The organism is Pseudorhodobacter sp. MZDSW-24AT, from assembly GCF_002794355.1.
Taxonomy (GTDB): domain Bacteria; phylum Pseudomonadota; class Alphaproteobacteria; order Rhodobacterales; family Rhodobacteraceae; genus Pseudotabrizicola.
In genome coordinates this window covers 1-15,153 of sequence record NZ_PGOI01000016.1, presented here as the reverse complement: position 1 = coordinate 15,153, position 15,153 = coordinate 1, and the positions used below count along the sequence as shown (strand labels likewise).

At 66.5% G+C, this 15,153-nt stretch carries 17 protein-coding genes; 12 read left to right on the top strand and 5 right to left on the bottom strand.

The window, feature by feature from the left end; all coding sequences use genetic code 11:
- Window positions 1-180: 180 nt before the first annotated feature.
- Complete coding sequence (locus CUR21_RS18265) at window positions 181-1,440, top strand: glutamate-5-semialdehyde dehydrogenase (protein ID WP_100198514.1); 1,260 nt, start codon at window positions 181-183, stop codon at window positions 1,438-1,440.
- An 8-nt stretch (window positions 1,441-1,448) separates the two neighbouring features.
- Here the strand turns inward: CUR21_RS18265 and CUR21_RS18260 are convergent, their stop codons facing one another.
- Window positions 1,449-2,048, bottom strand: coding sequence for a histidine phosphotransferase family protein (locus CUR21_RS18260; protein WP_100198513.1), 600 nt, complete (start codon window positions 2,046-2,048; stop codon window positions 1,449-1,451).
- 32 nt (window positions 2,049-2,080) lie between these two features.
- On the opposite strand from CUR21_RS18260, the gene CUR21_RS18255 reads away from it, so the two are divergent.
- The 3 genes from CUR21_RS18255 to CUR21_RS18245 all read left to right on the top strand — a co-directional run bounded on the left by CUR21_RS18255 (window position 2,081) and on the right by CUR21_RS18245 (window position 4,002).
- Window positions 2,081-2,254 (top strand): DUF3553 domain-containing protein, encoded by a 174-nt coding sequence (locus CUR21_RS18255; protein WP_100198512.1) that lies wholly within the window; start codon window positions 2,081-2,083, stop codon window positions 2,252-2,254.
- Window positions 2,255-2,395: 141 nt separating this feature from the next.
- The gene (locus CUR21_RS18250; protein WP_100198511.1) at window positions 2,396-3,184 is read left to right on the top strand and encodes a GNAT family N-acetyltransferase; all 789 of its coding nucleotides are present in this window, start codon (window positions 2,396-2,398) and stop codon (window positions 3,182-3,184) included.
- Window positions 3,181-4,002 carry a 1-acyl-sn-glycerol-3-phosphate acyltransferase gene (locus CUR21_RS18245; RefSeq protein ID WP_100198510.1) on the top strand — a complete coding sequence of 274 codons (822 nt, stop codon included), beginning with the start codon at window positions 3,181-3,183 and terminating at the stop codon, window positions 4,000-4,002. Before CUR21_RS18250 ends, CUR21_RS18245 begins: the two co-directional genes overlap by 4 nt.
- Here the strand turns inward: CUR21_RS18245 and CUR21_RS18240 are convergent.
- A complete protein-coding gene (locus CUR21_RS18240) occupies window positions 3,999-4,619 on the bottom strand; it encodes a thiamine phosphate synthase (protein ID WP_100198509.1) in 621 nt (206 codons plus the stop codon). The genes CUR21_RS18245 and CUR21_RS18240 overlap by 4 nt on opposite strands.
- Before the next feature lie 115 nt (window positions 4,620-4,734).
- On the opposite strand from CUR21_RS18240, the gene CUR21_RS18235 reads away from it, so the two are divergent.
- Window positions 4,735-5,472 (top strand): RNA methyltransferase, encoded by a 738-nt coding sequence (locus tag CUR21_RS18235; protein ID WP_100198508.1) that lies wholly within the window; start codon window positions 4,735-4,737, stop codon window positions 5,470-5,472.
- 112 nt (window positions 5,473-5,584) lie between these two features.
- Window positions 5,585-6,058 (top strand): hypothetical protein, encoded by a 474-nt coding sequence (locus CUR21_RS18230; RefSeq protein WP_100198507.1) that lies wholly within the window; start codon window positions 5,585-5,587, stop codon window positions 6,056-6,058.
- Window positions 6,059-6,220: 162 nt separating this feature from the next.
- Here CUR21_RS18230 and CUR21_RS18225 read toward each other — a convergent pair whose 3' ends face one another.
- Window positions 6,221-7,108, bottom strand: a complete 888-nt coding sequence (locus CUR21_RS18225) for a LysR family transcriptional regulator (protein WP_100198506.1) — start codon at window positions 7,106-7,108, stop codon at window positions 6,221-6,223.
- A gap of 99 nt (window positions 7,109-7,207) precedes the next feature.
- Here CUR21_RS18225 and CUR21_RS18220 point away from each other — a divergent pair, with 99 nt between their 5' ends.
- From CUR21_RS18220 to CUR21_RS18205, 4 genes are all read left to right on the top strand, one after another.
- The gene (locus tag CUR21_RS18220) at window positions 7,208-7,705 is read left to right on the top strand and encodes a lactoylglutathione lyase family protein (protein WP_100198505.1); all 498 of its coding nucleotides are present in this window, start codon (window positions 7,208-7,210) and stop codon (window positions 7,703-7,705) included.
- Between the two features lie 113 nt (window positions 7,706-7,818).
- Window positions 7,819-8,988, top strand: a complete 1,170-nt coding sequence (gene ctaA / locus CUR21_RS18215) for a heme A synthase (protein WP_100198504.1) — start codon at window positions 7,819-7,821, stop codon at window positions 8,986-8,988.
- Window positions 8,985-10,466, top strand: a complete 1,482-nt coding sequence (locus CUR21_RS18210; RefSeq protein ID WP_100198503.1) for a carboxypeptidase M32 — start codon at window positions 8,985-8,987, stop codon at window positions 10,464-10,466. Before ctaA ends, CUR21_RS18210 begins: the two co-directional genes overlap by 4 nt.
- Entirely contained in the window at window positions 10,463-11,641 is a 1,179-nt protein-coding gene (locus CUR21_RS18205) for an MFS transporter (RefSeq protein ID WP_100198502.1), read from the top strand. The genes CUR21_RS18210 and CUR21_RS18205 overlap by 4 nt, the downstream gene beginning before the upstream one ends.
- Window positions 11,642-11,737: 96 nt before the next feature.
- Here CUR21_RS18205 and CUR21_RS18200 read toward each other — a convergent pair whose 3' ends face one another.
- Window positions 11,738-12,538 (bottom strand): enoyl-CoA hydratase, encoded by an 801-nt coding sequence (locus CUR21_RS18200; protein ID WP_100198501.1) that lies wholly within the window; start codon window positions 12,536-12,538, stop codon window positions 11,738-11,740.
- A 56-nt stretch (window positions 12,539-12,594) separates the two neighbouring features.
- Here CUR21_RS18200 and CUR21_RS18195 point away from each other — a divergent pair, with 56 nt between their 5' ends.
- The gene (locus CUR21_RS18195) at window positions 12,595-13,014 is read left to right on the top strand and encodes a PaaI family thioesterase (protein ID WP_100198500.1); all 420 of its coding nucleotides are present in this window, start codon (window positions 12,595-12,597) and stop codon (window positions 13,012-13,014) included.
- A 47-nt stretch (window positions 13,015-13,061) separates the two neighbouring features.
- Here the strand turns inward: CUR21_RS18195 and CUR21_RS18190 are convergent, their stop codons facing one another.
- Window positions 13,062-13,436 carry a polymer-forming cytoskeletal protein gene (locus tag CUR21_RS18190; RefSeq protein WP_100198499.1) on the bottom strand — a complete coding sequence of 125 codons (375 nt, stop codon included), beginning with the start codon at window positions 13,434-13,436 and terminating at the stop codon, window positions 13,062-13,064.
- Between the two features lie 179 nt (window positions 13,437-13,615).
- Between CUR21_RS18190 and speB the strand changes: the two genes are divergently transcribed.
- Entirely contained in the window at window positions 13,616-14,602 is a 987-nt protein-coding gene (gene speB / locus CUR21_RS18185; RefSeq protein WP_100198498.1) for an agmatinase, read from the top strand.
- Window positions 14,603-15,153 lie beyond the last annotated feature (551 nt).

Sequence of the window (15,153 nt, the reverse complement as noted above, 5' to 3'; positions counted from 1 at the left end):
AGAGGCCAAGGCGATTGCCGGGCACCGCTCGGGCGATATTGCCGGTATCCTTGGCTATCAGGGGCGGGCTGCGCTGGTTCACAGAGACGAGATGGTGATCTGATCCCTGGCCGCCGGGGGGGCTGTCTGCCCCCCCGGACCCCCCCGAGGATATTTATGAACAGATGAGAGGGCGTGCGCATGGATGGGCAGAGCATTGGCTTGATGGCCGAGATCGGGGCAGCGGCGCGCGGCGCGGCGGCTGAGTTGGCCTATGCTGCGCCAGCCGCCAAGGAGGCTGCGCTGAGTGCCGCCGCCGTGGCGGTCTGGGCCGGGCGTCAGGCCATTCTGGAGGCGAATGCGCTGGACATGGCTTACGGCGCCGAAAAGGGGCTGTCGCCCGCGATGATGGACCGTTTGCGGCTGGATGAAGGGCGCATCCGCGGCATCGTCGATGGCTTGCGCGCGGTGGCGGCGCAGCCTGATCCGGTGGGGCGGGTGCTGGCGGATTGGGACAGGCCCAACGGGTTGAACATTCAGCGGGTCGCCACGCCTTTGGGGGTGGTCGGGGTGATCTATGAATCGCGCCCGAATGTGACGGCGGATGCCGGGGCGCTGTGCCTGAAGGCCGGGAATGCGGTGATCTTGCGCGGCGGGTCTGAAAGCTTTCACTCTTCGACCGCCATTCACGCCTGCATGGTCGAAGGTTTGCGGGCGGCGGGGCTGCCCGAGGCCGCGATCCAGCTGGTGCCGACGCGGGACCGGGCGATGGTTTCGGCGATGTTGCAGGCGGTGGAGTATATTGACGTGATCGTGCCGCGCGGCGGCAAGGGCTTGGTGGGCCTTGTGCAGCGCGAGGCGCGGGTGCCGGTCTTTGCGCATCTGGAGGGGATCTGCCACGTTTATGCCGATGGCGACGCCGATCTGGACAAGGCGCGCGCCGTGGTGCTGAACGCGAAAACCCGGCGGACGGGGATTTGCGGCTCGGCCGAATGTTTGCTGATCGACCGCGCGTTTTATGCGCGCCATGGCGCGGTGCTGATCGAGGATCTGCTGGCCGCCGGCGTTGAGGTGCGCACGGAAGGCGACTTGCTTGCGGTGCCGGGCACGGTGAAGGCCGCGCCTGAGGATTTTGGCCGCGAGTTTCTGGACATGATTATCGCGGCCAAGCTGGTGGATGGGGTGGATGAGGCGATTGCGCATATCCGGCGCTATGGCTCCAGCCACACGGAGAGCATTTTGACGCAGAATGATGCCACGGCGGAGCGGTTCTTTCAGCGGTTGGACAGTGCGATTCTGATGCGCAACGCCAGCACCCAATTTGCCGATGGCGGTGAGTTCGGGATGGGTGCGGAAATCGGAATCGCCACGGGCAAGATGCATGCGCGCGGGCCCGTGGGGGCCGAGCAACTGTGCAGCTTCAAATACCTCGTGCGCGGCGACGGCACCTGCCGCAGCTGAGCGCGCGGTCAGAACGACAGGCGCAGCGCGGTTTCCGCCACTTCGACGGTGAGGCGGCGGTGCTGTCGTGCGATTTCGTCGCGCAGCAAAGGGAAATGGACCTGTCCCGGCCCGATCTCAACCGAGGCGGCAGGATGCGAGAGCAGTTCCCACAGGGCGGGTTCGATCCGCAGGCGCGGCGCGGTCGCCCGCAATGTCCAGCGCTGGTCGCCACGGTCGATCCACAGGCTGCCCCCTTGCGGCAGCGCGCTTTCCAGACACAAAAGCCCGAGGAAGGCGAGTTTCACTTCACGCCGGGACAGATCGGTGGGGGTGTTCCACTCCACCGACAGCCGCCCCCCGCGCGTCTGATCGGCCAGGATGCCCGCCACTTCGGCCCGGCTGATGCGCTGGTCGCCCGACCCCGCCGCGCCGAAGGCGACCCGGAAAAAGCGGATCCGCGCATTCGCATGTGCCACGCTGTCGACGATCAGCGACAGTTCCTGACTGGGGGTGATCCCATCCATCATCAACAGCTCGACCCCATTGCCGATGGCACCGATCGGGCTGATAAGGTCATGGCAGATGCGCGAACCCAAAAGGGCAGTCAGATCAGGCTTGTCGGACATGGGCGAAATCCTGAAAGCGAAAGGGTTGACGGATGAACACACTTCTGGAGCCGGGGATGATGGTGCGGCACCCCGAGCGGGCCGAATGGGGCTTGGGTCAGGTTCAGTCTAACATTGGCAACCGTATTACGGTGAACTTTGAACACGCCGGCAAGGTGGTGATCGATGGCCGTCAGATCGAACTGGTGCCGGTGTTCGGCGCGTGACAGGGCAAGCCGCGCCCGAGGCGCCCTGTGCGGGATGATGCATCGACTGTGTCACGGCCCATTCCGGTTGCCTTGTCCTCTCCCCGCTTTTATCCCCCTCATGATTAACCAAAGGTTAACGCGACAGGTGGAGATGATTCCGTGACCAGAAAGCCGGCGGAGGACCGTTACGAGGCACGTCTTGCAACCGATGCCGCCGACATCGCTTCGGCGCTGCGCCTGCGCTATCAGGTCTTTGTCGAAGAACTGGGCGCGGATGGCGCGGGGGTGGACCATGCCGCCGGGATCGAGCGCGATGAATTCGACGCGGTGTTTGACCATTTGGTGCTGGTGGACCGGCAGGCCCCGGTGTCAGCAGGGGCCCATGTGGTTGGCGTTTACCGCCTGCTGCCCTGTGACCGGATGCCAGCCATTGGCCGGTTTTACTCGGAAAGCGAGTTCGACCTTGCGCCCCTCAAGGCCTCGGGACGCAAGCTTCTGGAACTCGGGCGGTCTTGCATCCACGCCGATCATCGCGGCGGCACCGGGCTTTTTCACCTGTGGAACGCGCTGGCGCGCTATGTGATCGAGCGCGAGATCGAGATCCTGTTTGGCGCTGCCAGCTTTCCCGGCACCGATCTGGCAGCTTTGGCAACGCCCTTGTCGCTGCTGCACCATGCGCATCTGGCGCCGCCTGCCTTGCGGGTGCGGGCCTTGGGCCGTGATCCCGCGCGCGCGCACCTGCTCCCCGCCGATCAGATCGATCGGCGCGCCGCCTTGGCCCAGACCCCGGCGCTGATCAAGGCCTATCTGCGGCTGGGTGGCTATGTGGGCGAGGGGGTTTTCGTCGATCACGCCTTCAACACCACCGATGTCTGTCTGGTGATGGACACGGACAGCATGAGCCGCAAGCACCGGGATTTCTATGTCCGCAAAGGGGAGGCCGGATGAATTGGCGCGACGCCCGCCCCGCCGCAGCCGGGCCTGCCGGTCTGGGTTGGCTGCGGCTTGTGCTGCGGGGCGTGTTGGTCGGCGGGCTGACCTATGGCGGGCTGGGGCTGTTGCTGCTGCTGCGCTGTGTCGAGCGCCCGCTGTTTGGATTGAACCGGCCGTGGACACCGCATCTGACCCGCGCGGTCTGCCGCCTGTCGCTGGCGCTGATGGGCCTTGGCCTGACCACGCGCGGCACGCCGATGGCGCAGCGCGGCGCGATGGTGGCCAATCATGCCTCATGGTTGGATATCTTTGTGCTCAATGCCTGCGCGCCGATGTATTTCGTGGCGAAGTCCGAAGTCTCGGGCTGGGCGGGCATCGGTTGGCTGGCGCGCGCCACCGGCACGGTCTTTATCGCCCGCAAGGGGACCGAGGCCAAACGTCAGCAAAAGCTTTTTGAAGACCGCTTGCGCGCGGGCCACCGGCTGACCTTCTTTCCCGAAGGCACCTCGACCGATGGGCTGCGGGTCTTGCCGTTCAAGTCCACCCTGTTTGCCGCTTTCTTCACGCATGGGCTGGCGGATGTGTTGCATGTGCAACCCGTGACGGTGATCTATCACGCCCCCGCCGGAGCCGACCCGCGCTTTTACGGCTGGTGGGCCGACATGACCTTTGCAGGCCATCTGGCCGCCGTGCTGGCCGCGCGCCGCCAAGGCCGGGCCGAGGTGATTTTCCACGCTCCGGTGCCCGTTTCCGCTTTCGCGGGCCGCAAAGAACTTGCCGCCTATTGCGAGGCGCAGGTGGCCGGGGCGCATCCGGCCCCGACCTCCGCTTAGCCCAGCGGGGCCAGCAGGGTTTTCAAGGCGGCGAGCGGGTCTTCGGCGCCCCAGATCTCGGGGCCGATGGCGAAGAAATCGGTGACCGGGCCAAAGCGCTCGACCAATTCCACCGTCAGCGCGCCTTCGGCGATCACCGGCACTTCGATCATCTCGGACCACCATTCGAAGAGCTCGAACTCGGCCTGCGTGCCTTGGCCCAGCGGCGTGGCACCCAAGGGGCCGAAAGCCACGTAATCCGCGCCGCCTTCGCCTGCGGTGATGCCTTCGTGGCGGGTGTTGCCGCAATAGGTGCCGACGATGGCGTCCGACCCAAGGTCTTTGCGTGCCTTGCGCACCGACCGCGCGCCATCGGTCAGGTGCACGCCGTCCAGCCCGATGCGGTCCACCAACAGCAGGTGGCTGTCGATCACCACCGCCACATCGCGGGCATGGCTGACATCGCGCAGGACATCGCCGGCGCGCAGCAGGTTGTCTTCCTCGCGGCTGGCCAGTGCGATGCGCAGGCAGGCCACCTCGACCGAATCCATCACGCGGGCCAGTTGCGCCGGGAAGACATCAAGGTCAAAGCTGGGGGGGGTGATCAGGGTCAGTTGCGGGCGGTCTTCGGCGGCCATGGCAAGTCCTCGCGGCGGGTTTTGGCTGCCTTACCAGCCTTTTTGCGGCTTGACCATGTCTTGCCCGCAAGGGTGGGCTGGCGTAACAGGCCTGCAAACACAAGGGGTGCCACGCATGATCGAACCGGCCTTCATTCTGGTGCGTCCGCAGATGGGCGAGAACATCGGCGCGGCGGCGCGGGCGATGCTGAACTTTGGCCTCACACGGATGCGGATCGTGGCGCCGCGCGATGGCTGGCCCAATCCAAAGGCGGTGGCCATGGCCTCGGGGGCGGGGCGCTTGCTGGATCATGCCGGGCTGTTTGACGATGTGGCCGGGGCGATCGGGGATTGCGACTATGTTTTCGCCACCACGGCGCGCCCGCGTGAGCTGGTCAAGCCGGTGGTGACGCCGGAGCGGGCGATGGAGATGGCGCGGGCGATGGCGGCCGAGGGGAAAAAGGTGGGGGTGCTGTTCGGACCGGAACGGGCGGGGCTTGAGAATGAGGATGTGGCGCTGGCCAATGCCATCGTGACGGTGCCGGTCAACCCTGATTTCCCCAGCCTGAACCTTGGGCAATGCGCGCTGTTGATGGGCTATGAGTGGCGGCGGCAGACGGCGGTGGTGGTGCCCGAGGCGATGGCGCTGGCGCGGACGGATTTCGCCGCCCGGGTCGAGGTGGAGCGGCTGGCGGATCACTTCGAGGAGCGGCTGGAGGCGGCGGGGTTCTTTTTTCCCGAGACCAAGGCCGCCAACATGCGCCAGAATTTGCGCAGCATGTGGGCGCGGCTGAACCTGACCCGGGCCGAGGTGCAGACCTTTCACGGGATGCTCAAGCAGATCGCCTACAAGCTGCGCCAGCAAGGGGAATAGCGGGTTCCCCCTGTGTTACACGGGGGTGATGCGTTTGAAATCAAGGGGTTGACCCTGCGGGATTCATGTTCCGTTAACGGGTCGATCCCCGAGGGCCACACAGGAGACGGCGATGGCGGGCACGGATTTCGGCGCGTGGAAGCAGGAAAAGGCCATTCAGGCGCTGGTGGATGAGGCGCAGGCGGTCGCGGAGCGGCTGGCCAGCGCCAAGCCCCATGCGGTGGAGCAGCATGCGGCGGCGGCGCAGTTCTGGGCGCAGGCCTATCGCGCCGAGGGGCTGGACCTGACCCGTATGGGCCGTTGGACACCGGCAGAGGTGGCGCGGTTCCTGCGCGGGGCGCAGAGCAAGATCGCGGCCTTGCGCAAGGCGCGCGACTATGTGAGCAGCGATGGTCTGGCCGCCTGGCTTCATACCGCGCGGGCGGTGCAGGAGCCGCGGGTCGCGCCGCCGGTGCGCGAGATCTGGGCGCATCTTGCCGCCGCCGGGCAGAATGTGGAGGCGATGCTCGCCGATCTTCTGGAGGATGCAGGCTTGCCAGAGGCCAGCGGGCGGGTGCTGCCCGAGGGGTTTGGCCTGGACCTTTGACGGGCGCGCCCCGGGCCGCCCCCGGGGGCCAGCCCCCGGACCCCCGGAGTATTTGGGAAAGGTGCAAAGGCAAAGCCGCGCCTGCGCTGGGCCGCAGGCGGGGCACAGTTCAGGCGGGGCTTAGTTCAGGGGGGGGGCGGGGCTTAGCTAAGGGGGCTGGGCTTAGTCGAGGCGGGTGGCGAGCGCGGCGATGCTGTCGGCGATCCGGTCGCGGCGCGCGGTGCGGGTTTGGTGGCGGCGGGTGATCAACCACAGGTCCTGATATTGCGGGCGCGGCAAGGTGGCCACGGTGATCTGATCCGCTTGGGCGAAGGCCGCGAGACCGCTGCGGGGCAGCAGGGTATAGCCCGCGCCCTTGGCGACCGGGGCGGGGATCTGCCCGATCTGGTTGACGGCGCTGCGGACGCGCAAATGATGCGCGCCACGGTAGGTGTCGGGGAAATTGGCGCCGAGCACCGCATCGGCATAGGTCTGCACATCGGGATGGGCCACGAGCCCGAGCCTGTCGAGCGCGGCGAGATCGGGCCGGGGGCCGCTTTGGCCCGGCAGGAGGAGGCAGAGTTCTTCGCGCCCGATCTGCCGTGCCGCAAGCCGGGGATGTTTGGGATCATGGCTGATCACGCCCAGATCGACCTGCTGGTCAAGGAGGCCCGCAAGGATGCGCGCCTGCGGGGCGGCCTCGAGATGGAGGCAGAGGCGCGGATGCGCCTGCATGAGCGCGATGGCCTGCGGGTAGAAGAGCAGCGCGAAACTGCCCGAGCAGGCGATGCGCACCTCGCCCGCGTCCGCGTCATCGGGGCCAAGGGCATCGCGCAGGGCCTTTTCTTCGGCGCGGCGGGCTTGGCCAAGAGCGCGGAGCCGTTCGCCCGCGGCGGTGAGGGTGAAACGCTTGCCGTCCTGATCGATCAGCCGTTGCCCGACCTGCTGTTCCAGTTTGCGCAGATGCTGCGACACGCCCGGTTGCGTCATGTTCAGGCGGAAGGCCGCGCGGGTGAAATGCGCCTCTTCCGCCAGAACGGTGAAGGTTTCGAGCCAAGTGGCGTTGAGCATTTTGATAACGTGGCGTTGGGATCATTATGACGTATGATAATTTCACATTCTGGCCTTGGCTGTCTAGATCCGGGTCACAGCCTTTGACAGGAGACAGCCATGCAGACGACGCCCAGAACCTTTTCTCACATCGGCCTTTCGGTCCCCGATCTTGACGCCGCCGTGCGGTTTTATGCGGAGGTCTTGGGCTTTTATGTGCTGATGCCGCCCAGCGAGATTGTGGAGGATGACTCGGCCATCGGGCAGATGTGCACCGATGTTTTCGGCCCCGGCTGGGGGCGGTTGCGGATTGCGCATCTGGCGACCGGCGACGGGATCGGGGTGGAATTGTTCGAATTCGAGGGGCACCATCCGCCCAAGGACAATTTCGCCTTTCGCCGCCACGGCACCTTTCATTTCGCGATTCAGGACCCGGATCTGGAAGGGCTTCTGGCGCGGATCGTCGCGGCAGGGGGCAAGCAACGCATGCCGGTGCGCCACTATTTCCCCGGGCAAAAGCCCTATCGCATGGTCTATGTGGAAGATCCGTTCGGGAATGTTTTCGAGATCTACAGCCACAGCTATGAGCTGACCTATGCGGCGGGGGCCTATTCCTGAGCCTTGCGGCGGCGGGGGGCGGCGGTTTGGGGGGGCTGCCCGCAATGCCGCAGCCCCCTTGAAGCGGGGTCGGGGGAGGCCTAGTGTCCGGCCCAGCAAGACATGAGGCGGTGATGGCTGGGAAACGCAGCATTTTCGAGGAGGTGGGCGGCACGCAAGCGCCCGCCCCCAAGGCACAAGGCGGGTTGATCGACGCCCGTCCCAAAGGCGCGCGCGGCGCGGTGCGGGGCTGGCTGATCGTGCTGTTCCTGATGGTAATGGCGATGATCGTGGTGGGCGGGCTGACCCGGCTGACCGATTCAGGGCTTTCGATCACCGAATGGCGGCCTGTCACCGGAGCGCTGCCGCCGATGACCGAGGCCGACTGGCTTTCGGAATTCGAGAAATACCGGGCGAGCCCGCAGTATCAGCACATGAATGCCGGGATGGAGATGTCGGCCTTCAAGGTGATTTACTGGTGGGAATGGGGGCATCGGCAGCTGGGCCGCGCCGTCGGCCTTGTCTGGGCGGTCGGGTTCCTGTTCTTCTGGGCGACCAAGCGGATTCCGCCGGGCTGGACCGGGCGGCTGCTTTTGTTGGGCGCTTTGGGCGGCTTGCAGGGTGCGATTGGCTGGTGGATGGTCGCCTCGGGGTTGACGGGGACGATGACCTCGGTGGCGTCCTATCGGTTGGCGACGCATCTGGGGCTGGCCTTCGTGATCTTGGGCTTTATCGCGTGGTATGTGTTCCTGTTGGGGCGGAGCGAGGCGGCGCTGTTGCAGGCGCGGCGAACGCGGGAGGGCAAGCTGTTTGGCCTGTCGACCGGATTGCTGCATTTCGCGTTCTTGCAGATCGTTCTGGGGGCCTTGGTGGCGGGGATCGATGCCGGGCGGGCCTTTCCGACCTGGCCGGACATGAACGGGTCCTTCTTTCCGGCGGATGCGTTTTATGTGCCGGACGGGCAAGGCGGGGCGCTGCCGGTCTGGCATGCCTTCTTTGAGAACCCCGGTCTGGTGCAGTTCATGCACCGGATGGCGGGCTATGGGCTGTTTGCCTTTGGGGTGGTGGTCTGGCTGCGGGGGCGCAAATCGGTGCATCGCAGCACGCGCTTTGCGTTTCATATGGTGATGGTGATGATGCTGGCGCAGGTGGTGCTGGGCATTGCGGCGGTGATGACGGCGGCGCAGCTGCATGTGGCGATCACCCATCAGCTGGGCGCGGTGCTGCTTTGGGTGCTGATCCTGCGCGCCCGCTATCTGTCACAATACCCGCTGGCCGGGTCGATCCGGAAGGGCACCGCATGACCGAGTCCACCGCTTATGCAGAGCTGATGGCCTATCAGCGCGAGACCGAGGCTTTGGCGCAGGTCGCGGGGCGGCTGGGCTGGGATCAGGAGACGATGATGCCGCGCGGCGCGGCGGAGCAGCGGGCCGAGGAGATGTCGGCGCTGGAAGGGGTGCTGCATGCGCGGCGCACCGATCCGCGGATCGGGGCCTGGCTGGAGGCGGCGGATGCGGTGGATGCGGTGGCGGCGGCCAATCTGCGCCACATCCGGCGGTCTTATGCGCGGCAGGTGAAGGTGCCGGGGGCCTTGGCGCAAGAGCTTGCGCGGGTGACCAGCCGCGCGCAGGGGATCTGGGCCGAGGCGCGGGCCTCGGAAGATGTGGCGGCCTTCCTGCCCAGCCTGACCGAGGTGATCCGGCTGCGGCGGGAAGAGGCGGCCTGCCTTGCGCAAGGCGGCGATCTGTATGACGCGCTGATCGATGATTACGAGCCGGGGGCGACGGCGGCCTCTTTGGGCGCGATGTTCGAGGCGATGCGGCCTCGGCTGGTGGCCTTGCGCGCGGCGGTGCTGGGGGCGAGCCACACGCCTGCCAAGCTGGAGGGGCAGTTCGGGCAAGAGGCGCAGATGCGGATGGCGCGCGATCTGGCGACGGCCTTTGGCTATGACTGGACGCGCGGGCGGCTGGATCTGGCGGTGCATCCGTTCAGCTCGGGCTCGGGCGATGATGCGCGGATCACCACGCGGGTGGTGGAACGCGATCCGTTCAACTGCTTTTACTCGACGATCCACGAGGTGGGGCATGCCTGCTATGAGCTGGGGATTGATCCTGACCATCGGCTGACCCCGCTTGGGGCGGGCGTCAGCATGGGCGTGCATGAAAGCCAGAGCCGGATCTATGAGAACCAGCTGGGCCGGGGCCGGGCCTTCACGGGGTGGATGTTCGGGCAGATGGTGGAGCGTTTTGGCGATTTCGGCATCGCCGATGCCGATGCGTTTTACGGCGCGGTGAACCGGGTGCAATCGGGCTTTATCCGCACCGAAGCGGATGAGGTGCATTACAACCTGCATGTGATGATGCGCTTTGATCTGGAGCGCGCGCTGATCCGGGGCGATCTGGCGGTGGCCGATCTGGAGGCCGCGTGGAATGACCGGTTCAAGGCCGATTTCGGCGTGGCCGTGCCGCGGCCCAGCCAAGGGATGTTGCAGGATGTGCACTGGTCTTGCGGGCTGTTCGGCTATTTCCCGACCTATAGCTTGGGCAATGTCTATGCCGGCTGCCTGAATCTGGCCTTGCGGCAGGCGGTTCCCGATGTGGATGCGCATCTGGCGCGCGGGGATGCCCGGCCTGCCACCGACTGGCTGCGGGAAAACCTCCAGCGGCACGGCGGGCTTTATGAACCGCGGGAGGTGGTGCGCCGGGCCTGCGGTTTTGAACCGAGCGAAGGGCCGTTGCTGGATTACCTCGAAGCCAAGTTCCGCGCGCTTTACCGGCTGTGACGCTGAGCAGGCAAGAGTCGGCGGCGGTCTGGGCCTTGGCGCTGGGGCAGACGCTTGGATATGCCTGCTTTTTCTATATCTTCGCGGCGCTGGTGCTGGTCTGGCAGCGCGTCTTGCCTTGGGGCGATGGCGTGCTGGCGCTGGGCCCCTTGCTGGCGATCGGGGTCACGGCGGCCTTGTCGCCGCAGGTGGGGCGCTGGGTGGACCGGGGCCATGCGCTGCGGCTGATGGGCTTTGGCACGGTTCTGGGCGCGGCGTCGCTGGCCTTGCTGGCGCTGGCCACGCATCCTGCGATCTATCTTTTGGCCTTTGCGGGCTTGGGTGCCGCCGCCTCGGCCACGCTGTATGAGGTCTGCTTTGCCTTGCTGATCCGGCGCTTCGGGGCAGAGGCGCGCGGTCCGATCACGCGGGTGACGCTGGTGGCGGGGCTGGCCTCCACGCTTGCCTTTCCGGCAGGGGCAGGGCTGGCCGCTGCCTTTGGCTGGCAGGTCGCGGTCTGGGTGGCGGTGGCGGTGGTGCTGGGCCTTATGCTGCCCTTGCAGCTGTGGGGCGCCCATCACCTGGGGGGCGGCCGCCGCAAGGACACACCGCCGCCGCGGACCGGGGCCGCATGGAGCGCCATCCTTGCCCGGCCGGGGGTGTTGGGGCTGATGGCGCTGTTTGCGCTGCTGAATCTGGATCACTGGATGCTCGTGAGCCTGATCCGCCCGATTTTGGCCGATCTGGGGGTGTCAGAGACCCGCGCGGTGCTGGCGGCGGCGCTGATCGGCCCGGCGCAGGTGCTGGGCCGGCTGGCGCTGATGGCGGCAGGGGCGCGGCTGAACACGCGGATTGCGGCGCGGCTGACGGTGCTGGCCATGCTGGCGGGGCCGCTGTTCCTGCTTCTGTCTGGTGGCGGCGCGCTCTTGGTTTTCGCCTTTGCGCTGGCACAGGGCGCGGCCATGGGCATTCTGACCATCCTGAAACCGCTGATGATTTCCGAGGTGAACGGCCCTGCCGATTACGCGGCCTCGGCGGCGGCGATTTCGCTGCCGGCGATGCTGTCCACGGCTGTGGCGCCGCTGCTGGGCACATGGATCATGGGGCAGGGCGGGCCGGAAGCCCTGATCGGGGTGACACTCGTGCTGGCGCTTGGCGCGCTGGGCTTGGTTCTGCGGCCCGCGCGCGCGCAGTGACATCCTGCCCTGCCGGCTTGCATCTTTCCCAAATACTCCCGCCGGAGGCATCCGACGCCTCCACCCGCGCGGCGGCGCAGGCCTCTTCCTGGCGCCTCAGCCTTGCGCCGTCTCCCAATCGGGGGGGCGTTTTTCCAGAAAGGCGCGGATGCCTTCGTCGGTGTCGCGCCAGAGGAGGTTTTCGACCATCACCCGGCCTGTTCGGACATAGGCCTGATCCAAGGGCAGGCCGATCTGATCGTAAAAGGCGGATTTGCCGATCTTGACGGCGGCGCCGAGCTTGCCCGCCACGGTTTCGGCCAAGGCGCGGGTGCGGGCCGACAGATCCGCAGGCGGGGTGACATGGTTCACCAATCCCACCTCACGCGCGCGGGTTGCATCCAGAAAGGCCCCGGTGGTCAGCATCTCGAAGGCGATGGCGGGCGGCACCTTGCGAGTCAGCGCCACCATCGGTGTCGAGCAGAACAAGCCGATGTTCACGCCGTTCACGCCAAAGCGTGCCTGATCGGAGGCCACCACCAGATCGCAGGAGGCGACGAGCTGGCAGCCCGCAGCGGCGGCGATGCCCTGCACCTCGGCGATCACCGGCTGCGGCAGCGCCACCAGCGCTTGCATCACGGCGGCGCAGCGGGTGAACAGATCGGCAAAGGCCGCTGCGCCTTGATCGGGGGCCGCGCGGGCGGCCTGTAGTTCGCGCAGGTCATGGCCTGCGCAAAAGGCGCGGCCTTCGGCGCGCAAGATCACCACGCGGATGCGGTGATCGGCGGCAAGGGCGCTGATCTGATCTGCCAGCGCGGCCAGCATGGCCGTTGACAAGGCGTTCAGGCTGCCCGGCGCGTTCAGGGTGAGCGTGGCGATGCCCGCCGTATCGTCGCGTAACAGGGGGGTGTCTTGCATTGCATCCTCCTTGGCTTTGCGGGCAGCTTAGGCCTGCGATCGTGTGGGGGGAAGAGATGACGGTGGTGATGGATGCGGCAGCCTTGCAGGCGTTTCTGGCGCGGGATTTCGGGCAGGTGGCCGAGGATTTCGCGGTGGAGCGCGCCGATGCGGCGGGGCTGACCCTGCGGCTGCGGGTGGCGGCGCGGCATTTGCGGCCCGGGGGCACGGTGTCGGGGCCGGCGATGTTTGGTTTGGCCGATGTGGCGATGTATCTGGCGATCCTGAGCCGCATCGGCCCGGTGGCGCTGGCCGTGACCACCAATTGCGCGATTGATTTCATGCGCAAGCCGCAGGCCGGGGTGGATCTGCTGGCCGAGGCGCGCGTGCTCAAGCTGGGGCGCAGTCTGGCGGTGGGGGATGTGATGCTGTTTTCAGACGGAGGCGCTGAGCCGGTGGCGCGGGCCAGCCTGACCTATGCCATTCCGCCGCGCTGAGGTGGCGACGGGTCGCGGCCCCAAAGGGGGCCGCTTTTGCCCTGTGGTCAGGGCTTGATGCGGGTGAAATGCCCTTCGATCTGAGCGCCGCTTTCGATGATGAGGCTGCCATAGCTGACATCAGCGGCGACCTGTGCGGCGGCGCGCAGGGTAAAGCTGGCCGCGTTGATCTGGCCATCCACCGTGCCGCGCACATCGACCGTTTCGGCGGTGATGGTGCCCGACATGCGGCCTTCGGGGCCGACGGTCAGGCTGCGGGCGGTGATGTTGCCATCGATGTCGCCCATCATTTCGATATCGCCCATCGACGAGATTTCACCGGTGATCTTCAGATCGCTGGCAAAGACCGATCGGGTGTTCGAGGACCGCCCGCCGGGGGCGGTGGCGGGAGGGGCTGTCTGGTCTGAGGTCTTGTTGAACATGATCCGTCCGTTTTTGGCTTTGGTTGATAAGGGGGGAAGGCGGCGGATCGGTCAAGGGGCGCGGGCAGTGTGATCGGCAAACGGGCGCGCATTGGCCGGAAAGGTGTCGGTGCTGGGCCTGACAGGGGAAGAGGGGGCTGGTTTGATTGCCGGATGGATCGAAAGGAAAGAGGGCCCCGATGTCACAGGATGCGTTTTTCGTGCCGGTTTCCGGCTTTGATCTGCCGCGATTCGCAGGGGTCGCCAGTTTCATGCGGCTGCCGCTGGTGACGCCGGATCATCCGCGCTTTGCCGATGTGCAGATCGGTCTGGTGGGCGCGCCGTGGGATGGCGGCACCACGAACCGCCCCGGGCCACGGCATGGGCCGCGCGCGCTGCGCGATGCCTCGACCATGATCCGGGCCGAGAATGGCGCGACGGGCATCCGTCCGTTTGAAGCGGTGCGCTGTGCCGATCTGGGCGATGTGGGGCCGAACCCGGCCGATTTGGCCGACAGTCTGGCGCGGATGGAGGCCTATTATACCCATCTGCGGGGGGCGGGCATCATGCCCTTGACCGCCGGGGGCGATCATCTGTGCAGCCTGCCGATCCTGCGGGCGCTGGCCAAGGATCGCCCCGACAGCCCCCACGGCCTTGGGATGATTCACTTCGACAGCCACACCGATCTGTTCCACAGCTATTTCAACGGCTCGATGTATACCCATGGCACGCCCTTCCGCCGCGCGGTGGAAGAGGGGCTGCTGGACCCGCAGCGGGTGACGATGATCGGCATCCGCGGCACCGCCTATGATCGCGAGGACCGCGACTTCGCCACGGCGGTGGGCATCCGGGTGATCGCGATCGAGGAATTCCATGCGCGCGGGGTGGCCGATGTGATGGCCGAAGCCCGCGCGCGGGCCGGGCAAGGGGAGGTCTATGTCTCCTACGACATCGACTTCATCGACCCCGCCTTTGCCCCCGGGACCGGCACGCCCGAGATCGGCGGGCCAAACAGCTTTCAGGCGCTGGAGGTGGTGCGCGCGCTGGCCGGGCTGCGGATCGTCGGCGCCGATCTGGTGGAAGTCTCGCCGCCCTTCGATGTGAACGGGGCGACGGCCTATCTGGGGGCCACGGTGATGTTCGAGCTGCTGTGCGTGATGGCCGGCGCGCGGCTGGCGGCGGCCTGACGACTGGGGGGGGGCGCTCGCGCCCCCCGAGTCGCTCCTGAGTCGGCCCCCGAGTCAGCCCCGACTCGGGGCAGATTCGCCGCTGAACCCGCGCCGCGAGTCGGAAAAAGGGGGGTGCGACCCCCTGAGCAGGGGGAAAGGCCCGGTGCGCGGAGGCCGGCAAGTGGAAAAAATGCGCGGCTTTGGGCCAATGAAACAAAGGCATTTTGCGCTTGGCTTCGGAAAAGCGACGGCCGTGTGAATTTTTGCTCTTGCAGCTTCCGGCACCCAGGCCTAAACACCGCCTCACCGAAGCGGACGGGACGCGGAAACGCCGAACGGAAGCGGAAGGGCGGCGGCGAAAGCCACCGGGACGATCTGAAGATAAGGTTGCAGGATGCACCAAGAGATTGGTGGATCTGAAATTTTTGTCTTCTTGCTCTTTGAAATTTGAATGTGATGAAGGGATATGTGGGCGGTTTGGGCGCATCGGCGTCTGAAAGCTAGCATATCTGACCTGGTAGAGAAGTTGGGCGAGAGCTTGGCGGATCGATGATCCAGGGTAAAGCTTC